Origin of the sequence: Oceanisphaera sp., assembly GCF_052084945.1 — a bacterium.
Taxonomy (GTDB): Bacteria; Pseudomonadota; Gammaproteobacteria; order Enterobacterales; family Aeromonadaceae; genus Oceanimonas.
In genome coordinates, this window is the sequence record NZ_JBQDEX010000045.1 from 1 (window position 1) to 19,283 (window position 19,283).

Consider the following 19,283-nt stretch of genomic DNA (forward strand, 5'->3'; position numbering starts at 1 on the left):
CGTGGCAAAAAGTCTTGCCCCTTAAACAAAAAAAGGGCGCCTAAGCGCCCTTCTGATTTTTGGTATTAGCCAGCAGTCAGCCCTATTCAGGCTTGCTAGTTATTCCCACTCGATAGTCGCAGGTGGCTTGCCTGATATATCGTAGACGACTCTAGAAATGCCATTTACTTCGTTGATGATACGATTAGACACATGACCTAAGAAATCGTAAGGCAGGTGTGCCCAGTGGGCGGTCATAAAGTCGATGGTTTCAACCGCACGCAGTGATACAACCCAGTCGTATTTACGGGCATCACCCATTACACCCACAGAACGTACCGGTAAGAATACGGTGAACGCTTGGCTGACTTTATTGTATAAGTCGTGCTTGTGCAGCTCTTCAATAAAAATAGCATCAGCAAGGCGCAACAAGTCACAGTACTCTTTTTTCACTTCGCCTAATACGCGCACGCCTAAGCCAGGCCCTGGGAAAGGATGGCGATAAAGCATGTCGTATGGTAGACCAAGCTCTAAACCAATGCGGCGCACTTCGTCTTTAAACAATTCTTTTAGCGGTTCAACCAGACCCATTTCCATGTCTTCTGGTAAACCACCCACGTTGTGGTGAGATTTAATCACGTGTGCTTTGCCGGTGCCAGCCCCTGCAGATTCAATGATATCGGGATAAATGGTGCCTTGTGCTAACCATTTAACGTCTTTGATCTTGCTGGCTTCACCGTCAAACACTTCAATAAACACGCGGCCAATGATCTTACGCTTGGCTTCTGGCTCGTCTTCACCGGCTAAGGCTGACAAGAAACGATCTTCTGCGGGCACATGAATAATGTTTAGGCCAAATTTATCACCAAACATTTCCATTACTTGAGCAGCTTCGTTTAAACGCAATAAACCGTTATCAACAAACACACAGGTCAACTGTGAGCCAATAGCTCGGTGCAACAGCATGGCCGTGACCGATGAATCCACACCGCCCGACAAGCCTAATAATACTTTGTCGCTGCCTACTTGCTCACGAATACGCTCAACGGCATCGTCAATAATGGTAGCAGGCGTCCACAGTGCTTCACAGCCACAAGCATCACGAATAAAATGCTCTAACATGCGTGAGCCTTGGCGAGTGTGAGTCACTTCTGGGTGAAACTGTACGCCATAAAACTTACGCTTTTCATCAGCCATCGCGGCAAAGGGGCAGCTCGCGGTTTGGGCTGTTTTTTCAAACCCTTCGGGCAAGGCCACAACCTTGTCGCCATGACTCATCCATACGTCTAGCAATGGTTGGCCGTGATTATCGATGGCATCTTCAATATTAGTCAGCAGACCACTGTTCGCCACGCGCTGTACTTGGGCATAACCAAACTCGCGCTGTTTAGAGCCGGCAACCGAACCACCGAGCTGCTCAGCCATGGTCTGCATGCCATAACAAATACCCAATACCGGAACGCCGGCTTCAAATACATATTGTGGCGCTCTAGGACTATTAGGCTCGGTAACGGACTCAGGCCCACCTGACAAAATAATGCCATTGGGCTTAAAGTCGCGAATTTTCTCTTCCGTTACGTCCCATGCCCACAGCTCACAGTAAACACCCAACTCCCGAACGCGGCGGGCAACCAGTTGAGTATATTGTGAGCCGAAATCCAGGATCAGGATCCGGTTATCATGAATATTATTGGTCATCGTCTTCCTACTCATTGCTTCTTGTTTAGTACAAGGGCCGCCTGTGAAGCAGACGGCAATAGAAAACGGGGAACAAGCCCCCGTCTACTGCATTTTTGGATTAACCTAACCGATAGTTAGGCGCCTCTTTGGTAATAGTGACATCATGCACGTGCGATTCTTGAATGCCTGCACCGGATATCTTAACAAATTCTGCTTTGGTGCGCATACAATCTATGGTGGCACTGCCTGTTAAGCCCATGGCACTGCGTAAACCGCCCATTTGCTGATGAATGATTTCTTTCAACTTACCTTTATAAGGCACCCGACCTTCAATACCTTCTGGCACTAATTTGTCGGCAGCATTATCCGTTTGAAAGTAACGGTCACTAGAGCCTTTACTCATGGCACCTAAGGATCCCATACCACGGTACGACTTAAAAGAGCGCCCTTGGAATAATTCTATTTCACCTGGAGATTCTTCGGTACCGGCAAACATAGAGCCCATCATCACACAGTTAGCGCCTGCAGCTAAGGCTTTAGCAATGTCGCCAGAAAAGCGAATACCGCCGTCGGCAATCACCGGTATGTCTAACTCTTTTAAGGCTTCAACAGCATCCGCCACGGCAGTAATTTGCGGAACACCACAACCAGTTACAATACGCGTGGTGCAAATAGAGCCCGGACCAATGCCTACTTTAACCGCGCTAGCACCCGCTTGAGCTAAGGCCAGCGCACCTGCTGCAGTGGCCACATTGCCGCCCACAATGGCTAAGTCAGGAAACGCGTTACGAGTCTCGCGAATGCGCTCGAGTACGCCTTCAGAATGTCCGTGTGAAGAGTCAATTAACAACACATCTAAGCCCGCATCAACCAGCGCTTGAATGCGCTCCTCGTTACCGGGCGACGCTCCTACTGCAGCTCCAACACGTAAGCGGCCTTGGTCATCTTTACAGGCATCGGGCTTGCTTTCAGCTTTTTGGAAATCTTTGGCGCTAATCATGCCTGTTAACTGACCTTTATTGCCAACAACCAATACTTTTTCAATTCGGTGTTGCTGCATCAGCGCTTCTACTTTATCTCGAGAGGCACCAGCACTCACTGTCACTAAGCGGTCTTTCTCGGTCATCACTTCATCAACGCGCTTACTCATATCTTGCACAAATCGCATATCACGGCCGGTAATGATACCGACTAACTCACCGTGAGCACTAACAACAGGATAACCGGCAAAACCGTTAATGAGGGTTTGTTCGCGTACATCACCAATGGTCATTTCAGGCCGTACGGTAACGGGATCAGAGACCACACCGCTTTCAAACTTCTTTACTTTGCGCACTTGAGCCGCTTGGGCTTCTATCGACATATTCTTATGAATAAAGCCAATACCACCCTCTTGCGCCAGCGCAATAGCCAAATCGGCTTCGGTAATGGTATCCATTGCAGCAGAGACAATGGGAATATTCAGGGTGATCTCTTTAGTGAGGCGAGTACGCAGATCTGCGGTGTTGGGGAGTACAGTAGAATGAGCAGGAACCAGTAGTACATCATCGAAGGTTAAGCCGTCTTGTTTAATCCTAAGCATTGCAATATTCACCATAGTTGGGGGGTAAAAATATTGCAGTAGAATTTTAGGCATGTTGGCCCTTATGGTAAAGCTATTTTTGTTATTTTGTTGAATTAAGCGCAAAATAGCGCTAAAACGCTTACCCTTTACACAAAAGTACTCACCAGAGGCCATTTTGCAGCAAGATAAGTTAACAGACGTCTATACCGTCACTCGGCTAAACCGGCAGGCTCGTTTATTACTTGAGGGCGAAATGGGGACAGTGGCACTGAATGGTGAAATTTCTAACTTAGCCACTCCAAGTTCAGGGCATTGGTATTTTTCGCTTAAAGATAATCAATCCCAGCTACGCTGTGCCATGTTTCGTGGTAATAATCAGCGTGTGGCCTTTCGCCCTAAAAACGGTGACCAGGTGCTTATTATGGGTAAAGTCACGCTTTATGAGCCAAGAGGTGATTATCAGCTGGTGGCCAGCACTATGACTCCCGCGGGTGATGGCTTACTTAAACAGCAATATGAAGCACTTAAACAGCAATTAGCCATTGAAGGGTTATTTGATGTTGAGCGTAAACAAGCTTTACCGCCCCACCCCACTCGCATCGGCATTATTAGCTCACCCACAGGTGCGGCTTTGCACGATATTTTAAGCGTCTTGGCGCGTCGTGCGCCACACTTACACGTGATTATTTACCCCAGCCAAGTACAGGGCGAGATTGCTGCCCGTCAATTAGTTTCAGCTTTAGAAACAGCCAACCGCCGTAATGAAACAGAGCTGATTATCTTGGCCCGTGGTGGCGGTTCATTAGAAGACTTGTGGAGCTTTAATGATGAAGCATTGGTACGCGCCATTGCCGCCTCTCACTTGCCAGTTGTGAGTGCGATAGGTCATGAAGTTGATTTTACCTTAAGTGACTTGGTCGCCGACTTACGTGCCCCTACGCCCTCGGCCGCGGCAGAACTGATTAGCCGCGATGGTCATGCTCAGCGATTACAATATCAACAGTGGCAACACCGTCTACAACAGGCACAGCGCCGTAATATTATTGATAAAAATAATCAATTAATACGACTCAATGCTCGATTGCAATTACAAAACCCACGCCAGCAGTTGCAACAACAAGCTCAACAACTCGATCAATTGCAAGCTCGCTTACAACGTGCATTTAAACAGCGCCTAGTGCATGCGCAACAGCGCTTAGACCAAAGTCATTTGCGTTTTCATCACCAGCATCCAGCAGCACAACTGCAACACCGTCAAGGGCTGCTTAACAGCTTGGGACAACGCCTGAATATGCTAATTAAAAGCAAAATAGAGGGTCAGGATCATCAATTGGCAATGGCAGGCACACGCCTTAATGCCATGAGCCCTCTCGCCACTTTGGCACGAGGTTACAGTATTACATTGCATCAATCGTCGGTATTAACCAATGCCCAACAGGTTAAAACCGGAGATACCATCACCACACGTCTTACGAATGGCGATATCATCAGTCGCGTAGAATAAACATCACGCCCAAGCGGGCGTTTTTATTCATATAACCCATTACATTGATGCCTTCAATATACCGTTAGCGGACAAATTGAGGGTAAAAGATGTCTACTTTAAACCACTATTATCACTGGAACATGCCCACATTAAGGCCATACTATGCTAAAAAAAATAACCTTTTATACCTTGTTACTGATCGCGGGGTTAAGTAGTCCACTTCAGGCTCAAGTATCCGATAAAGCTCCCCCCTTAAAAATTGGTATTACTGACGTTCCCCCTTTCACCATGAAAACTGAAGACGGTCGCTGGGAAGGCATTAGTATTGAGTTATGGGAAGAGATAGCCAAAGGTATGGATCGTGAATATGAATGGCACCCCATGGCCTTTAGAGAGCTGTTAGACGCGGTAGAAGTCGGAGATATTGATGTGGCGGTAGGCGCATTAACCATGACAGCCGACCGAGATACTCGATTTGATTTTACCCACCCCTTCTATCAAACCGGATTGTCTATTGCTATCCCCCAAGTGCCAGAAAACACCATTTTCAATAGCATTAAAGCCTTTGTCAGCTGGCAGTTCTTAAGTGTGGTGTTGGGTCTTGGCGCATTACTGCTGGGTGCCGGTTTTTTATTATGGCTGGCAGAACGACGCCATAACCCAGAGCAATTTGGTGGCTCTGCCGCACAAGGTATTGGCGCCAGCTTCTGGTGGGCTGCCGTCACCATGACCACGGTTGGCTACGGTGATAAAGCACCGACCTCATTCGCTGGCCGCGTGATTGGCTTGGTCTGGATGTTTGCCGGCATGATAGTGGTGGCCAGCTTTACCGCCGCTATTACCAGCTCATTAACCGTCAATAACTTACGAGTGGGCATCCAAAGTGTCAACGACTTGCCAGGTAAATTGATAGCAACCATCGATGAGACTGCCAGCCAGCGTTATTTAGAAGAAGAGCGCATTCGCTATCAGGTCTACCCTAATTTAACCGAAGCCATGGAGTCGGTAAGCAAAGGCGAAACAGACGCTATTGTGTACGACCGTGCCTTAATGCTGTATCGCAATATGCAACAAAATAAACCGCTAACGGTATTGCCAGGGGTGTTTGACCAGCAACTTTATGCGCTAGCTCTGCCCGATGGGAGTCCGCTTCGCGCGCAAATATCTCAGCATGTGCTTAGGGTCACAGAGGCAGACAGCTGGCCCGATGTTCGTGCCAATTATCTCGGTAAGGAGTAATACCAATCGGATTAAGTAAGTGGTCAGCTTTATCTTCTGTAGATGCCGAACAAAGGGGCCACTCCACTAACACGCTACGGGCTAATGACATTTATCGTATCAGGCAACTTGACGCCATGAGTTGTAAGTAAAAAAACACCGAGCTGATATTAGGCTCGGTGTTTTTTTAGCTTCATGCTTAGCGCTTACGCCTGTTTAACTCTAATCTTGCAGTCGGTAGTGGTTAATCATCTCTTCTAGTACCTTACATTCGGCCACTAGCTGCAAGCTGGCGGTTGCGGCAGAAGTAGACTGCAACAAGGTTTCGCCTGATGAATCACGCACGCGAGTGATGTTGTAACTTACCTCTGCGCATACCGAACTTTGTTCATCCGACGAAGTAGAAACAAGCGCATTTAGCTCATTAATACGCTGCACCTGCTCTACAATATCTTGTAACGATGTCATGGCCGCTTGAGTACTAGACACACTACTCATTGCTTGGCTTTCTGCCTGTTCAATGGCTAATACAGCTTCTTTGGCTTCACTTTGTAGCAGGTGGATCATGCCGGTAATTTCTTGCGCCGAGTCTTGGGTGCGCAGTGATAAAGTACGCACCTCATCTGCCACCACCGCAAAGCCACGGCCCGACTCCCCAGCTCGCGCAGCTTCTATCGCTGCATTAAGAGCCAGTAGGTTAGTTTGCTCAGCAATGCCTTTGATCATATCCATAACCGTATCAACCTGATGACAGCGATCATCTAAGGTACGGATCACTTTCTCAATACGGCCTATTTCACCATTTAGCTCTTCTATGCCAGCCACAGCGACTTGGGCTTGTTTATTGGCGGTAAGTGCAAAGGTGTTACTTTGCTCTGAAGTTTCGGCGGTAAGTCGCGCATTTTCGCGCACCTCTTGCGCAGAGGCTTCCATTTCATTGACGGCGGTAGCAATGAGTGCGGTTTCTTGATCTTGTGCTTTTACCGAACTGTCTGTTTGTTCGGCGCCGTGCTGAATTTGATCCGCCGCGCTATAAATGCGCCCCGTCACTTGTTGTACTTCACGTAAGCTATTTTGAAAGCTACTTAACATACCATTGACAGACACCACCAAGCTCCCCAGCTCATCGTCTCCCATGGGCACTAATCGTGATGTTAAATCACGATTTTTTGCAAACTCTTGTAAGCGATAACTAATATTAAGAATAGGATTCTTAAGGTAATGGTTTTGAATCAACCATAATAAAATACCAGCTAATAACATGACGATTAATAGTACGCCGCCCAGCCGCAAATTATTATGATGTATTTGACCAAAGGTATCACTTAAGTCATAGCTAATACGCACCGCTCCCATAACGGTGCCTTCATCTACAACATGACACTGTAAACAGGCCGTACCTCTATATTCTTTAAATGCTTTATAAGGCTTAACTAATGTTAGGCTGGGAATTTCATCATCTAAATGTAAATCCAGTACGGTTTCGCCTTGCTCAATAGCACGGCGGTCTAGCTCATCTTCTATGCCTTGATCCGCAGCACCTGGACCAAAGATATTACTCACAGCAGGTGCTCGTATCACTCGTGCTTGCTGAATACCCAGCTCCGCTTGTACTTTATCTTGTACTATTTGCCGTTTATGAATAACGCCATTTTCCATCAGCACGTTAAGCTGATCCATATACAAGTTAGCAGTGGTTTCTATTTTCTCTTCAGCTAATGTTAAAGCCAGGGTACGTTGTAACTTGGTAGATACAATAAAGCACAAGATAAATACCAAAATAAATGTCACTAGAAGTGGAATAATAATCTTCCAGTTTAAAGAGAGGTTGCGCATTATTTTTAATCTCAGCTAGCATTACAGAGTGACAGTCTAAAATAAACAAAATGTTAATAAACATCAATAATTAGATTGATTGATCTAGATCATGCAGTAAGGCTAAGTTTTTAATGAGGGAGGGTAGTACCGAGCTAAAAAACCAAACATCAAAGCGGGAAGCACTTTATTTTGTGTCAGGCGTATCGCTTCCAGTTGTGCTTTTCAGAACGGCTCTCTATTTTTTCGAGAATTCCGCGGCAAAGGTTTTCTATTGTTTAAGACGTTCGCCTACAAAAAAGCCATAAAAAAGGGGGTGAGATATTTAGCCATCTCCCCCCTCACGCTTCACACCTTACGACCCGTGCTTACCAGCCGGTCACTTCACGCAATGCACTGCCAATATCAGCCAGTGAACGCACGGTTTTAACGCCGGCATCTTCTAGGGCCGCAAATTTTTCATCCGCCGTGCCTTTGCCACCCGAAATAATGGCGCCAGCATGGCCCATGCGTTTGCCCGCAGGCGCCGTTACACCAGCAATGTAAGACACCACAGGCTTAGTCACATGTGCCTTAATATAAGCTGCCGCTTCTTCTTCGGCCGTGCCACCAATTTCACCTATCATCACAATGGCTTCGGTACCGGGGTCTTGCTCAAACAATTCAAGAATGTCGATAAAGTTGGCTCCCGGAATCGGGTCACCACCAATGCCTACACAGCTTGACTGGCCAAAACCTTCATCTGTGGTTTGCTTCACCGCTTCATAGGTTAAAGTACCGGAGCGTGAGATAATACCTACTCGGCCCTTGCGGTGAATGTCGCCTGGCATAATGCCAATTTTGCACTCACCTGGGGTTATCACACCTGGGCAGTTGGGACCAATCATACGCACGCCGGTTTGCTCTAATTTCACTTTTACCTCCAACATATCCAGTGTTGGAATGCCTTCGGTAATGGTTACAATCAGCTCAATGCCTGCATCTATGGCCTCTAAAATGGCATCTTTACAAAAGGGCGCTGGCACATAAATCACAGTGGCGCTAGCCCCTGTGGCCGCAACGGCTTCGCGTACCGTGTTAAATACCGGCAAACCTAAATGAGTACTGCCGCCTTTACCTGGTGAGACGCCGCCCACCATTTGGGTGCCATATTCAATCGCTTGCTCAGAATGAAACGTGCCCTGACCGCCAGTAAAGCCTTGGCAAATCACCTTGGTGTCTTTATTAATCAAAATGCTCATGCAATTATTTCTCCTGTGCGGCGTCAACCACGCGCTGGGCGGCATCACTCAAGCTAGTAGCGGCAATAATATTTAAACCAGACTCAGCAAGCTTAGCTGTGCCCGCCTCAGCATTATTACCTTCAAGGCGCACCACAACAGGCACGGCTACACCCACATCTTTCACTGCCCCTATAATACCGTCAGCGATCATATCGCAACGTACAATACCGCCAAAAATATTCACCAGTACGGCTTTTACATTATCGTCAGAGAGAATAATTTTAAAGGCTTCGGTCACCCGCTCTTTAGTCGCACCGCCGCCTACATCTAAAAAGTTGGCCGGTTCACCGCCGTGCAAGTTCACAATATCCATAGTACCCATGGCAAGCCCTGCCCCGTTCACCATGCAACCGATATTGCCATCTAGCGCCACATAGTTGAGTTCCCACTTTGCAGCATGGGCTTCACGGGCATCGTCTTGAGAGGCATCGTGCATGTCTTGTAACTCAGCCTGGCGATACATGGCATTAGAATCTACATTGACTTTACCATCTAGGCATAATAAATCGCCGGCTTTGGTGATCACCAAAGGGTTAACTTCAAGCAAGGCAAAATCAAGATCTAAAAACATCTGCCCTAGACCTAAGTAAATTTGGGTAAACTGTTTAATTTGCTTACCTTCAAGCCCCAGCTTAAACGCCAGTTCACGGCCCTGATACGCTTGTGGCCCCACTAAAGGGTCTATGGCCGCCTTATGAATAAGCTCTGGCGTTTCTTGTGCCACTTTTTCTATTTCAACACCGCCTTCAGTAGACGCCATAAACACCACGCGACGACTGGCGCGATCGACCACGGCACCTAAGTAGAGTTCTTTATCTATATCACTACAGGCTTCCACCAAAATTTTAGCCACCGGCTGCCCTTTGGCATCGGTTTGATAGGTCACAAGGTGTTTACCTAACCAAAATTCGGCAAACTCTCTTATTTCTTCTTTGGTTTTTGCCAGTTTAACACCGCCCGCCTTACCTCGGCCGCCGGCGTGAACCTGACATTTAACTACCCACATATCTCCGCCGAGTTTACTGGCGGCTTCCACTGCTTCCTGTGGATTGTCACATGCATAGCCTTCTGATACGGGTAAACCGTAGTCAGCAAACAGTTTCTTTGCCTGATATTCATGCAAATTCATGTTGTGTTTCCATTTTGTTGGGGTTCAGAGGAAAAAAAAGGTCGAACCTAAGTTCGACCTTTTATTATTATGGGTTATACATCTAACAGCAAGCGCGTTGGATCTTCAAGTAGCTCTTTAATAGAGACTAAGAAACCCACCGATTCTCGACCGTCAATCATGCGGTGATCGTAAGACAACGCCAAATACATCATGGGTTGTATCACCACCTCACCATTAATCGCCATAGGTCTGTCTTCAATTTTGTGCATTCCCAAAATGGCACTTTGTGGCGGGTTAATAATCGGCGTAGACATCAGTGAACCAAAGACGCCACCGTTAGTAATGGTAAAGTTACCGCCGGTCATATCATCAACGGTTAACTTACCGTCACGTCCTTTAATCGCCAGCTCTTTAATGGTTTTTTCAATATCAGCCAAGCTCAAGCGATCACAGTCACGCAGCACAGGCGTAACCAAGCCTCGAGGGGTCGATACTGCGATACTCACATCAAAATAGTTGTGATACACAATATCATCACCGTCTAATGATGCGTTGACTTCAGGGAAGCGCTTCAGTGATTCTACTACCGCTTTCACATAAAACGACATAAAGCCTAAACGCACATCGTGGCGCTTTTCAAACTGCTCTTGGTATTGCTTGCGCAACGCCATAATCGGCCCCATGTTCACCTCGTTAAAGGTGGTTAACATGGCAGTGGTATTTTTCGCCTCTAATAAGCGCTCTGCGACACGTTTACGCAGTCGGCTCATAGGAACCCGTTTTTCAGTGCGCTCTTCGGGTGAAGCAATAATAGGGTCAACTGGTGCTGGCGTGCTGGTCTTTTTGTTACCCTGCTTAATATAGGCTTCTACATCTTCTTTAGTGATGCGTCCACCTTTACCTGAACCCGATACCTTAGCCACGTCAACACTGTGCTCAGCCACTAACCGGCGTACCGCAGGGCTCAGACTATCATCTTCGGCTTTACTGTCTGCTTTGCTCTCATCAGCGCTCGCTGTGGCCGTTTTTTCTTTGGTTGCTTCACCGGCAACAGCACCTGCTTTTAATTTACCAATGAGTTGCTGACTCAACACAGTCGCGCCCTCATCTTCAACAATCGCTTCTAGTGTTCCTGCTTCTGGAGCCGGTACTTCCAGTACCACTTTGTCGGTTTCAATATCGACAATAATTTCATCACGCTCAACCTGATCACCAGGCTGTTTGTGCCAAGTCGCGATAGTGGCATCGGCGACGGACTCTGGTAAGTCTGGAACCTTGATTTCGATGGTCATCAATATGTCCTTAGTGCGTTAAGCTTGTGTCGGCGTCAGTGCGTCTTCGACCAGTGCTTTTTGTTGTTGTAAATGTACCGAGGTATAACCTACCGCCGGTGAGGCAGAAGCATCACGGCCGGCATAACATAAACTTGCTCCGGCGGGGATAGCCGCACGGAAGTGGTGTTGGCTACAATACCAAGCGCCTTGGTTTTGCGGCTCTTCCTGACACCACACAAAATCAGTTACATGCTGATAATCTTCAAGAATAGCGCCAACCTCTTTTTGCGGGAAAGGGTATAACTGCTCAATGCGAACAATGGCAACATCGGTTTGTTCGTTTTTACGTCTTGCTTCTAACAAATCGTAATACACCTTGCCTGAGCACAGCACTACCCGTGTCACGCCTTTGGGATCTAGATCATCTATTTCACCAATCGCGTTCAAAAATGTACCGCTGGCCATGGTTTCTAAGTCTGACACCGCTAAGGGGTGGCGCAATAATGACTTAGGCGACATCACCACTAATGGGCGACGCATGGGGCGCAGTACCTGACGGCGTAGCATGTGGAACACTTGTGCAGGCGTGGTGGGAGCCACCACTTGCATATTGTGTTCAGCACACAGTTGCAAATAACGCTCTAAACGCGCACTGGAGTGTTCAGGCCCCTGACCTTCATAGCCGTGAGGTAGCAATAAGGTTAAGCCGCACATACGGCCCCACTTTTGCTCCCCTGAGCTTACAAATTGGTCTATAACCACTTGGGCGCCGTTGGCAAAGTCACCAAACTGCGCTTCCCAAATGGTTAAACCATCGGGTTCGGCAGTGGCATAGCCATATTCAAAAGCCATCACCGACATTTCACTTAATACCGAGTCAAATACTTGGAATTGACCTTGGCCTTCCGATAGATGGCGCAGTGGTGTATAGGTGCTGGCATCGTCTTGATTATGCAATACCGCATGGCGGTGGAAGAAAGTGCCACGGCCCGAATCTTGACCGGTTAGGCGTACTTCGTACTTATCTTCACACAAGGTGGCATAAGCCAAGACTTCAGCAAAGCCCCAGTCTGCCATTTTTTCGCCTTTCGCCATTAATTTACGGTCATCGTAAATACGGCTGACTTGACGCTGCAGAGTATGGCTGTCTGGATAGCTAGTTACCCGCTCAGCCAATGCTTTTAGCTTGTCTAAGTCGTAGCTGTCTTCATACACCATGTCCCATTCGTGATTAAGATAGGGTGCCCAGTTAACCGTGGTTTTATCCATAGAGCGCCACTCTTTCACCACGCACTCGCCACAATCCAAGACATCACGATATTCATTGATCATCCCAGTGGTGTCTTCCGCTGAAATAGTGCCATTGGCAATCAGCTTATCGGCGTAAATTTTACGTGGCGTGGGGTGTTGCTTAATTTTTTTGTACATCAGTGGCTGAGTAGCACTGGGCTCATCAGCTTCGTTATGGCCATGGCGACGATAACAAACTAAATCGATAACCACATCGCGGCCAAACTCATTACGATAGTCTAGCGCCAGCTGAGTCACTTGTACGACCGCTTCGGGGTCGTCGGCATTAACGTGGAAAATAGGCGCCTGTACCATTTTGGCAATATCGGTACAGTATTCGGTAGAGCGCATATCTTTTGGATTAGAGGTGGTAAAGCCTACTTGGTTATTAATCACAATACGCACGGTACCGCCTACCCCGTAACCACGGGTTAGCGACATATTAAAGGTTTCGGCGACCACACCTTGACCACCAAAGGCCGAGTCACCGTGAATGGTAATCGGCAATACTTGACGGCCATCTGGGTTTGATAAGCGGTCCATACGTGCACGTACCGAGCCAATAACCACAGGATTAACAATTTCTAAGTGAGAAGGGTTAAACGCCAGTGCTAAATGCACGTTACCACCCGGGGTGGCAAAGTCGGAGCTAAAGCCCATGTGATATTTAACGTCACCTGAGCTTTCGGTTTCATATTTACCGGCAAAGGCATCAAATAAATCTTGTGGCCGTTTACCCAATACGTTAACCAGCATATTTAAACGACCACGGTGAGCCATGCCAATCACAACTTCTTTACCGCCATGCTCACCAAAGCGTCGGATCAGCTCTTTGGTCATCGGCACAAGCGCATCGCCACCTTCAAGCGAGAAACGCTTGGCGCCAGGAAATTTGGCACCTAGGTATTTTTCGAGCCCTTCAGCTGCGCTTAGGCTATCTAAAAAGCGCAGTTTATCTTCTTGGCTAAATTGGGGATCACCCACTACTGTTTCAAGCTGGCTTTGAATCCATCGCTTTTCGCGGGTACTGGTAATGTGCATATATTCTGCACCTACAGAGCCGCAATACGTTTTTTTAAGTGCCGAGACCAAGTCGCTTAACTTCATGGTCTCTTGGCCAATAGCATAAGAGCCCACGTTAAAGGTAGCGTCCAGATCGGAACCCGTTAAATTATGAAACGCAGGATCCAGTTCGGCAACGGTTTTACGCGCCCATAAATTAAGTGGATCTAGGGTAGCATTTTGATGGCCACGAAAACGATAAGCGTTGATTAGCTGCAGTACTTTAACCTGCTTCGAATCCGTATGGGGGTCGCTAACCGGTGTGGCATAGCGTGAGGTGTCTTTAGCAAGGCGGCGAAAGTAATCTCTGACTTGTGAATGAGGCTGGTCGGGTACGCCATCTTGAGGAATAGGCAATTCGCTAAACACGGTTTGCCACTGCTCAGGAACCGACTCAGGATCGGAAAGATAATCCTCGTACAGGTCTTCTACATAGGTCGCATTGGCACCGGCCAGGTAAGAGGATTCCAGCCAGGCTTGCATAACGCCATTGTGCATTTTTATCCCTTTATTACGTCTCGACAGGGCTACTGTCGTTGGGTCATTGTGTAAACGCCGCCCTAATGGACGGCGATTCATACTACGGCTCTACTAAACTGACCGCTTTAATAACATTGACTTAATATTACCAATTGCTTTAGTGGGGTTCAGTCCTTTTGGACAGACATCCACGCAGTTCATAATGCCATGACAACGGAATACACTAAAAGCATCTTCCATTTCAGACAAGCGTTCATTATCACCGGTGTCACGGCTGTCTGCTAACCAGCGATAAGCTGCGAGTAAACCTGCTGGGCCAATAAACTTATCTGGATTCCACCAAAAAGACGGACACGCCGTTGAGCAACAAGCACATAATATGCACTCATAAAGCCCGTCTAGCTTAGCTCGCTCTTGCGGTGATTGCAGATGTTCACGTGCCGGTGGCAGCTTTTCATCAGCAATCAAGAACGGTTTAATTTTTTCCCACTGGGTGTAGAACTGGGTCATATCAATAACCAAGTCACGTACCACAGGTAAACCAGGCAAAGGACGAATCACCACCGTATTATTCTTACTCTGCTTAAGCAGATCAGATAATGGCGTGATACAGGCCAAACCATTTTTACCGTTCATATTCATACCATCGGAGCCACACACCCCTTCGCGGCATGAGCGACGAAACGATAAGCTCGGCTCTTGCTCTTTTAATGCCAATAGTGCATCCAGAACCATCATGTCGGAGCCTTCGGCTACCTCAAGCTGATAGTCTTTCATATATGGCTTGGCATCGGTTTCTGGGTTGTAACGATAAACTGAAATTGTAACTTGCATCTTTATCTCCTCCCCTTAGTAAGTCCGTGCTTTTGGCTCGAATGCGTCACGATGATTCGGTGACAAATTCACAGGCCGCGTGCTCATAGACTCAGTGTTAGGGCTGTATAAGGAGTGGCATAACCAGTTTTCATCATCACGATCGGGGTAATCAAATCGAGAGTGAGCACCACGACTTTCGGTACGGAAGTTAGCCGCAACCGCAGTGGCATAGGCCGTTTCCATTAGGTTATCTAACTCTAAACACTCAATACGCTGAGTATTAAAATCGGAGCTAGTGTCATCTAAGCGGGCATTTTTCAAACGCTCGCGAATTTTCTTCAGCTCTGCCAAGCCTTCGGCCATGGCATCACCTTCACGGAATACCGAAAAGTTATGTTGCATGCACTCTTGCAAGTCTTTCTTAATTTGCACCGGATCTTCACCGTCGCGGTTATTTTCCCAGCGATTATAACGCGCCATGGCCGCATCAATGTCTGCGTCTGTGGCGTCTTTTACATCACTAAGCTCTTGCAATGCTTCTACCAAGTGGCGACCTACAGCACGGCCAAATACCACTAAGTCAAGCAAGGAGTTACCGCCCAAGCGGTTAGCACCATGTACCGATACGCAAGCAATTTCACCGACCGCAAACAAACCTTTAACTGGAATATCGTTGCCGTCAGCATCTTTACCCAGCGCTTGACCGTTTACGTTTGTTGGCACGCCACCCATCATATAGTGACAAGTAGGAATAACCGGAATTGGCTCAACCACAGGGTCAACGTGGGCAAAGGTGCGTGATAGCTCACAAATACCGGGCAGACGTGACTCCAGTACCTCTTTGCCTAAATGATCGAGTTTCAGCTTGAGGTGTGGGCCCCAAGGTCCATCACAGCCGCGGCCTTCACGAATTTCAATCATCATAGAGCGCGCAACCACATCACGGCTGGCCAAGTCTTTGGCATTAGGCGCATAACGCTCCATAAAGCGCTCGCCATCTTTATTCAACAGATAGCCACCCTCACCACGACAACCTTCAGTCACCAGGGTACCTGCACCAGCAATGCCTGTTGGGTGGAACTGCCACATTTCCATGTCTTGCACGGGTACGCCAGCACGCAATGCCATGCCCACACCGTCACCGGTGTTAATGTGCGCGTTGGTGGTAGACTGATAAATACGACCGGCACCGCCAGTGGCTAAAATAGTGGCCTTGGCTTTAAAGTACACCAGATCGCCAGTTTCAATATCAATGGCCGTACAGCCCACCACATCACCGTCAGCATTTTTCACCAAATCAAGCGCATACCACTCAGAAAATACGGTGGTTTTATGCTTTACGTTTTGCTGATACAGAGTGTGCAGTAGCGCATGGCCAGTTCGGTCTGATGCCGCAGCAGTACGTGCCGCTTGTTCACCACCAAAGTTTAATGACTGGCCACCAAAGGGGCGCTGATAAATTTTTCCGTTGTCGAGTCTTGAAAATGGTAGGCCCATTTTTTCTAACTCAAGTACCGTTTCAGGCCCGGTTTGACACATAAATTCAATCGCGTCTTGGTCACCAATATAATCGGAGCCTTTAACGGTATCGTACATGTGCCATTCCCAGTTATCTTCATGGGTATTACCTAAAGCAACGGTAATGCCACCTTGTGCAGATACGGTGTGAGAACGGGTTGGAAATACTTTAGACAAAAGCGCACAGCTTTTGCCCGACTCTGCTATTTGCAGCGCGGCACGCATGCCTGCACCACCGGCGCCGATAACCACGGCGTCAAATTCGCGAATGCTAATAGTCACCTTATACACCCCACAGTACGACAACACCGGTCATCACATAAACCAGCAGTAACACCACTACCCCAAACTGTGCTGCACCACGGAGCATGGCGCACTTCACGTAATCGGATAGTACCTGCCAAGCGCCAATCCAAGCGTGAATTAACACACTTAACAGCGCCAATAGCGTAAACACCTTAGTAAAGGTTTTGGCAAAAAAGCCCGCCCATACATCATAAGTGATGTCATTAAAGGCGATAAACCCAACTAAGTACAGGGTATATAAAGTCATAATGACCGCGGTAACACGCAACAACATAAAGTCGTGTACACCACTGCGGCCAATGCTTGCAGAATTCGTTACCATACCATTATCCCCGCTAGCAGTGATAATACCGCAGTGATCCCCAGTGCCACCTTGGCACTCAGTGCTCCCGACTCCAGTTCTTCACAATAGCCTAAGTCCATAATGAGATGACGGATGCCACCTACTATGTGGTAAGCTAGTGCAGTTAAAATACCCCACATAATAAACCAGACGATAAAGCCGTCGAGAATATCAACAACTGCTAAGAACCCTTTTTCAGACGAAAGCGAGTAGCTTAACAGCCACAGTAGGATGGCGAGTGCGAACAATGTGATCACGCCGGAAACCCGGTGCAGGATTGAAGAAATTGCAGCGACAGGTTGGCGGATAGTCCGTAGATCGAGGTTTACAGGTCTCTGTTTTTTAGTCACGGTCTTGCCCACTTGGCTCAAAAGAGCACGTTAGTTATTGTTTTAGATAGACATAGCCCAAGTATACGAAGTGGAAACATATGTTTAACATTGCCCCACTACAGCTTCATATACCTTCGCCCTCAGTATATGAAGGGGATTTTTTAATTACAACGAAGTGCTTGAGCCATTTGCCAAAATTGTAAAGTTGATCGCACAACGAGCGCTACAGTGACATAAAATGGTCAGTAAAATTGACATCACCCCCCTGTTCTGTTTTCAATATGCTCGCACCGTAGGATGCATTAATAGTTAAACAATCATTTAAACTATGTAAAAATGCTTATCTACGGACCTATTATAAAAAAGCAAAGGAGACGTGCTATGGCTGACAACAAAGCCACCCTGCATTTGCCCGGCCAGGAGCCAGTTGAGCTTCCTATTTCTTCAGGCACAGCGGGTTACGATGTAATTGATATCAGTACCCTAGGTTCACATGGATACTTTACGTATGACCCCGGTTTTATGGCAACAGCATCTTGCCAATCTGATATTACTTATATCGACGGTGGTAAAGGTATTTTGTTGTACCGCGGCTACCCTATCGACCAATTAGCAAAAGAAGCTAATTATCTGGAAGTGTGCTACCTACTGCTTTACGGAGAAGCCCCTACCGCCAAGCAGTTTGAGAAATTTCAACACTGCATTATGCGCCACACCATGGTGCACGAGCAGCTGTCGTCTTTCTTCAAGGGTTACCGCCGTGATGCGCACCCAATGTCGATTGTATGTGGTGTTATTGCTGGTTTATCAGCGTTTTATCACGACCCGATGGACATTACCGATCAATCGCACCGCGAAACATCTGCGCACCGTATGATTGCTAAGCTGCCAACTATTTCAGCCATGGCGTATAAATACTCTATTGGTCAGCCATTTGTGTATCCGCGCAATGATTTAAGCTATGCGGCTAACTTTTTACAAATGATGTTTGCAGTACCGTGCGAAGAGTACAAGGTTAATCCTATTGTTGAGCGCGCTATGGATCGCATCTTTACGTTGCATGCAGATCATGAGCAAAACGCTTCAACCTCTACCGTTCGACTAGCCGGCTCTAGTGGTGCTAACCCATTTGCATGTATTGCTGCAGGCATTGCATCGCTGTGGGGACCTGCTCACGGCGGCGCTAACGAAGCTTGCTTGAACATGTTAGAAGAAATTGGCTCAGTGGATAATATTCCTGAGTTTATTGCTCGCGCTAAAGACAAAGATGACCCGTTCCGCCTAATGGGCTTTGGTCATAGGGTGTATAAAAACTTTGACCCTAGAGCCACTGTAATGCGTGAAACCTGTCATGAAGTATTAGACGATCTCAAAATTGAAGATCCACTGCTCGATGTAGCCATGGAACTTGAGCGTATTGCGTTGTCTGACCCTTACTTTGTTGAGCGTAAGCTTTATCCGAACGTCGACTTCTATTCGGGCATAGTGCTTAAAGCGGTGGGTATTCCTACCAGTATGTTCACCGTGATTTTCGCGCTGTCTCGTACTGTAGGCTGGATGTCGCACTGGAATGAGATGATGTCTGATCCTAAACAGAAGATTGGTCGTCCGCGCCAGCTTTACACCGGTGCTGCTGAACGTGACTTTACCTCTCAGGTAGAAAGATAACGCCAGCCACGCGGTAATATCGCGATAAGGCCGACATGCAAATGTCGGCCTTTTTTAT

14 protein-coding genes are annotated in these 19,283 nt (G+C 47.4%); 3 read left to right on the forward strand and 11 right to left on the reverse strand.

Annotated elements, in window-relative coordinates:
- Nucleotides 1-99 precede the first annotated feature (99 nt).
- Both guaA and guaB read right to left on the reverse strand, forming a co-directional pair.
- On the reverse strand, nt 100-1,677 hold the full coding sequence (guaA, locus tag ACTHY5_RS05945) for a glutamine-hydrolyzing GMP synthase (protein WP_441877731.1): 1,578 nt from the start codon (nt 1,675-1,677) through the stop codon (nt 100-102).
- 100 nt (nt 1,678-1,777) lie between these two features.
- Nucleotides 1,778-3,241: an IMP dehydrogenase gene (gene guaB, locus ACTHY5_RS05950; RefSeq protein WP_441877733.1), complete on the reverse strand. Its 1,464-nt coding sequence runs from the start codon at nt 3,239-3,241 to the stop codon at nt 1,778-1,780.
- Nucleotides 3,242-3,398: 157 nt separating this feature from the next.
- On the opposite strand from guaB, the gene xseA reads away from it, so the two are divergent.
- Both xseA and ACTHY5_RS05960 read left to right on the forward strand, forming a co-directional pair.
- Entirely contained in the window at nt 3,399-4,727 is a 1,329-nt protein-coding gene (gene xseA, locus ACTHY5_RS05955) for an exodeoxyribonuclease VII large subunit (RefSeq protein ID WP_441877735.1), read from the forward strand.
- 144 nt (nt 4,728-4,871) lie between these two features.
- The gene (locus ACTHY5_RS05960) at nt 4,872-5,948 is read left to right on the forward strand and encodes a transporter substrate-binding domain-containing protein (protein WP_441877737.1); all 1,077 of its coding nucleotides are present in this window, start codon (nt 4,872-4,874) and stop codon (nt 5,946-5,948) included.
- 201 nt (nt 5,949-6,149) lie between these two features.
- On the opposite strand, the gene ACTHY5_RS05965 is transcribed toward ACTHY5_RS05960, so the two are convergent.
- From ACTHY5_RS05965 to sdhC, 9 genes are all read right to left on the reverse strand, one after another.
- The gene (locus tag ACTHY5_RS05965) at nt 6,150-7,763 is read right to left on the reverse strand and encodes a methyl-accepting chemotaxis protein (protein ID WP_441877738.1); all 1,614 of its coding nucleotides are present in this window, start codon (nt 7,761-7,763) and stop codon (nt 6,150-6,152) included.
- A 347-nt stretch (nt 7,764-8,110) separates the two neighbouring features.
- Nucleotides 8,111-8,983: a succinate--CoA ligase subunit alpha gene (sucD, locus tag ACTHY5_RS05970; RefSeq protein ID WP_441877740.1), complete on the reverse strand. Its 873-nt coding sequence runs from the start codon at nt 8,981-8,983 to the stop codon at nt 8,111-8,113.
- A 4-nt stretch (nt 8,984-8,987) separates the two neighbouring features.
- Nucleotides 8,988-10,154, reverse strand: coding sequence for an ADP-forming succinate--CoA ligase subunit beta (gene sucC, locus ACTHY5_RS05975; protein WP_441877742.1), 1,167 nt, complete (start codon nt 10,152-10,154; stop codon nt 8,988-8,990).
- A 74-nt stretch (nt 10,155-10,228) separates the two neighbouring features.
- A complete protein-coding gene (gene odhB / locus ACTHY5_RS05980; RefSeq protein WP_441877743.1) occupies nt 10,229-11,428 on the reverse strand; it encodes a 2-oxoglutarate dehydrogenase complex dihydrolipoyllysine-residue succinyltransferase in 1,200 nt (399 codons plus the stop codon).
- 18 nt (nt 11,429-11,446) lie between these two features.
- Nucleotides 11,447-14,260 carry a 2-oxoglutarate dehydrogenase E1 component gene (sucA, locus tag ACTHY5_RS05985; RefSeq protein ID WP_441877752.1) on the reverse strand — a complete coding sequence of 938 codons (2,814 nt, stop codon included), beginning with the start codon at nt 14,258-14,260 and terminating at the stop codon, nt 11,447-11,449.
- 93 nt (nt 14,261-14,353) lie between these two features.
- Nucleotides 14,354-15,076 carry a succinate dehydrogenase iron-sulfur subunit gene (locus ACTHY5_RS05990; protein ID WP_441877745.1) on the reverse strand — a complete coding sequence of 241 codons (723 nt, stop codon included), beginning with the start codon at nt 15,074-15,076 and terminating at the stop codon, nt 14,354-14,356.
- 15 nt (nt 15,077-15,091) lie between these two features.
- Nucleotides 15,092-16,858 (reverse strand): succinate dehydrogenase flavoprotein subunit, encoded by a 1,767-nt coding sequence (sdhA, locus tag ACTHY5_RS05995; protein WP_441877747.1) that lies wholly within the window; start codon nt 16,856-16,858, stop codon nt 15,092-15,094.
- 1 nt (nt 16,859) lies between these two features.
- On the reverse strand, nt 16,860-17,204 hold the full coding sequence (gene sdhD, locus ACTHY5_RS06000; protein WP_441877749.1) for a succinate dehydrogenase, hydrophobic membrane anchor protein: 345 nt from the start codon (nt 17,202-17,204) through the stop codon (nt 16,860-16,862).
- Nucleotides 17,198-17,587 carry a succinate dehydrogenase cytochrome b556 subunit gene (sdhC, locus tag ACTHY5_RS06005; protein ID WP_208005027.1) on the reverse strand — a complete coding sequence of 130 codons (390 nt, stop codon included), beginning with the start codon at nt 17,585-17,587 and terminating at the stop codon, nt 17,198-17,200. Before sdhC ends, sdhD begins: the two co-directional genes overlap by 7 nt.
- Before the next feature lie 351 nt (nt 17,588-17,938).
- Between sdhC and ACTHY5_RS06010 the strand changes: the two genes are divergently transcribed.
- Nucleotides 17,939-19,225, forward strand: a complete 1,287-nt coding sequence (locus ACTHY5_RS06010; protein WP_441877750.1) for a citrate synthase — start codon at nt 17,939-17,941, stop codon at nt 19,223-19,225.
- Nucleotides 19,226-19,283: the final 58 nt, after the last annotated feature.

What these genes read in the sequence shown, in the direction of transcription:
- guaA (WP_441877731.1), bottom strand. Translation starts at nt 1,677, where the DNA reads ATGACCAATAATATTCATGATAACCGGATCCTGATCCTGGATTTCGGC.
- guaB (WP_441877733.1), bottom strand. Translation starts at nt 3,241, where the DNA reads ATGCTTAGGATTAAACAAGACGGCTTAACCTTCGATGATGTACTACTG.
- ACTHY5_RS05960 (WP_441877737.1), top strand. Translation starts at nt 4,872, where the DNA reads ATGCTAAAAAAAATAACCTTTTATACCTTGTTACTGATCGCGGGGTTA.
- ACTHY5_RS05965 (WP_441877738.1), bottom strand. Translation starts at nt 7,763, where the DNA reads ATGCGCAACCTCTCTTTAAACTGGAAGATTATTATTCCACTTCTAGTG.
- sucD (WP_441877740.1), bottom strand. Translation starts at nt 8,983, where the DNA reads ATGAGCATTTTGATTAATAAAGACACCAAGGTGATTTGCCAAGGCTTT.
- sucC (WP_441877742.1), bottom strand. Translation starts at nt 10,154, where the DNA reads ATGAATTTGCATGAATATCAGGCAAAGAAACTGTTTGCTGACTACGGT.
- odhB (WP_441877743.1), bottom strand. Translation starts at nt 11,428, where the DNA reads ATGACCATCGAAATCAAGGTTCCAGACTTACCAGAGTCCGTCGCCGAT.
- sucA (WP_441877752.1), bottom strand. Translation starts at nt 14,260, where the DNA reads ATGCACAATGGCGTTATGCAAGCCTGGCTGGAATCCTCTTACCTGGCC.
- ACTHY5_RS05990 (WP_441877745.1), bottom strand. Translation starts at nt 15,076, where the DNA reads ATGCAAGTTACAATTTCAGTTTATCGTTACAACCCAGAAACCGATGCC.
- sdhD (WP_441877749.1), bottom strand. Translation starts at nt 17,204, where the DNA reads ATGGTAACGAATTCTGCAAGCATTGGCCGCAGTGGTGTACACGACTTT.
- ACTHY5_RS06010 (WP_441877750.1), top strand. Translation starts at nt 17,939, where the DNA reads ATGGCTGACAACAAAGCCACCCTGCATTTGCCCGGCCAGGAGCCAGTT.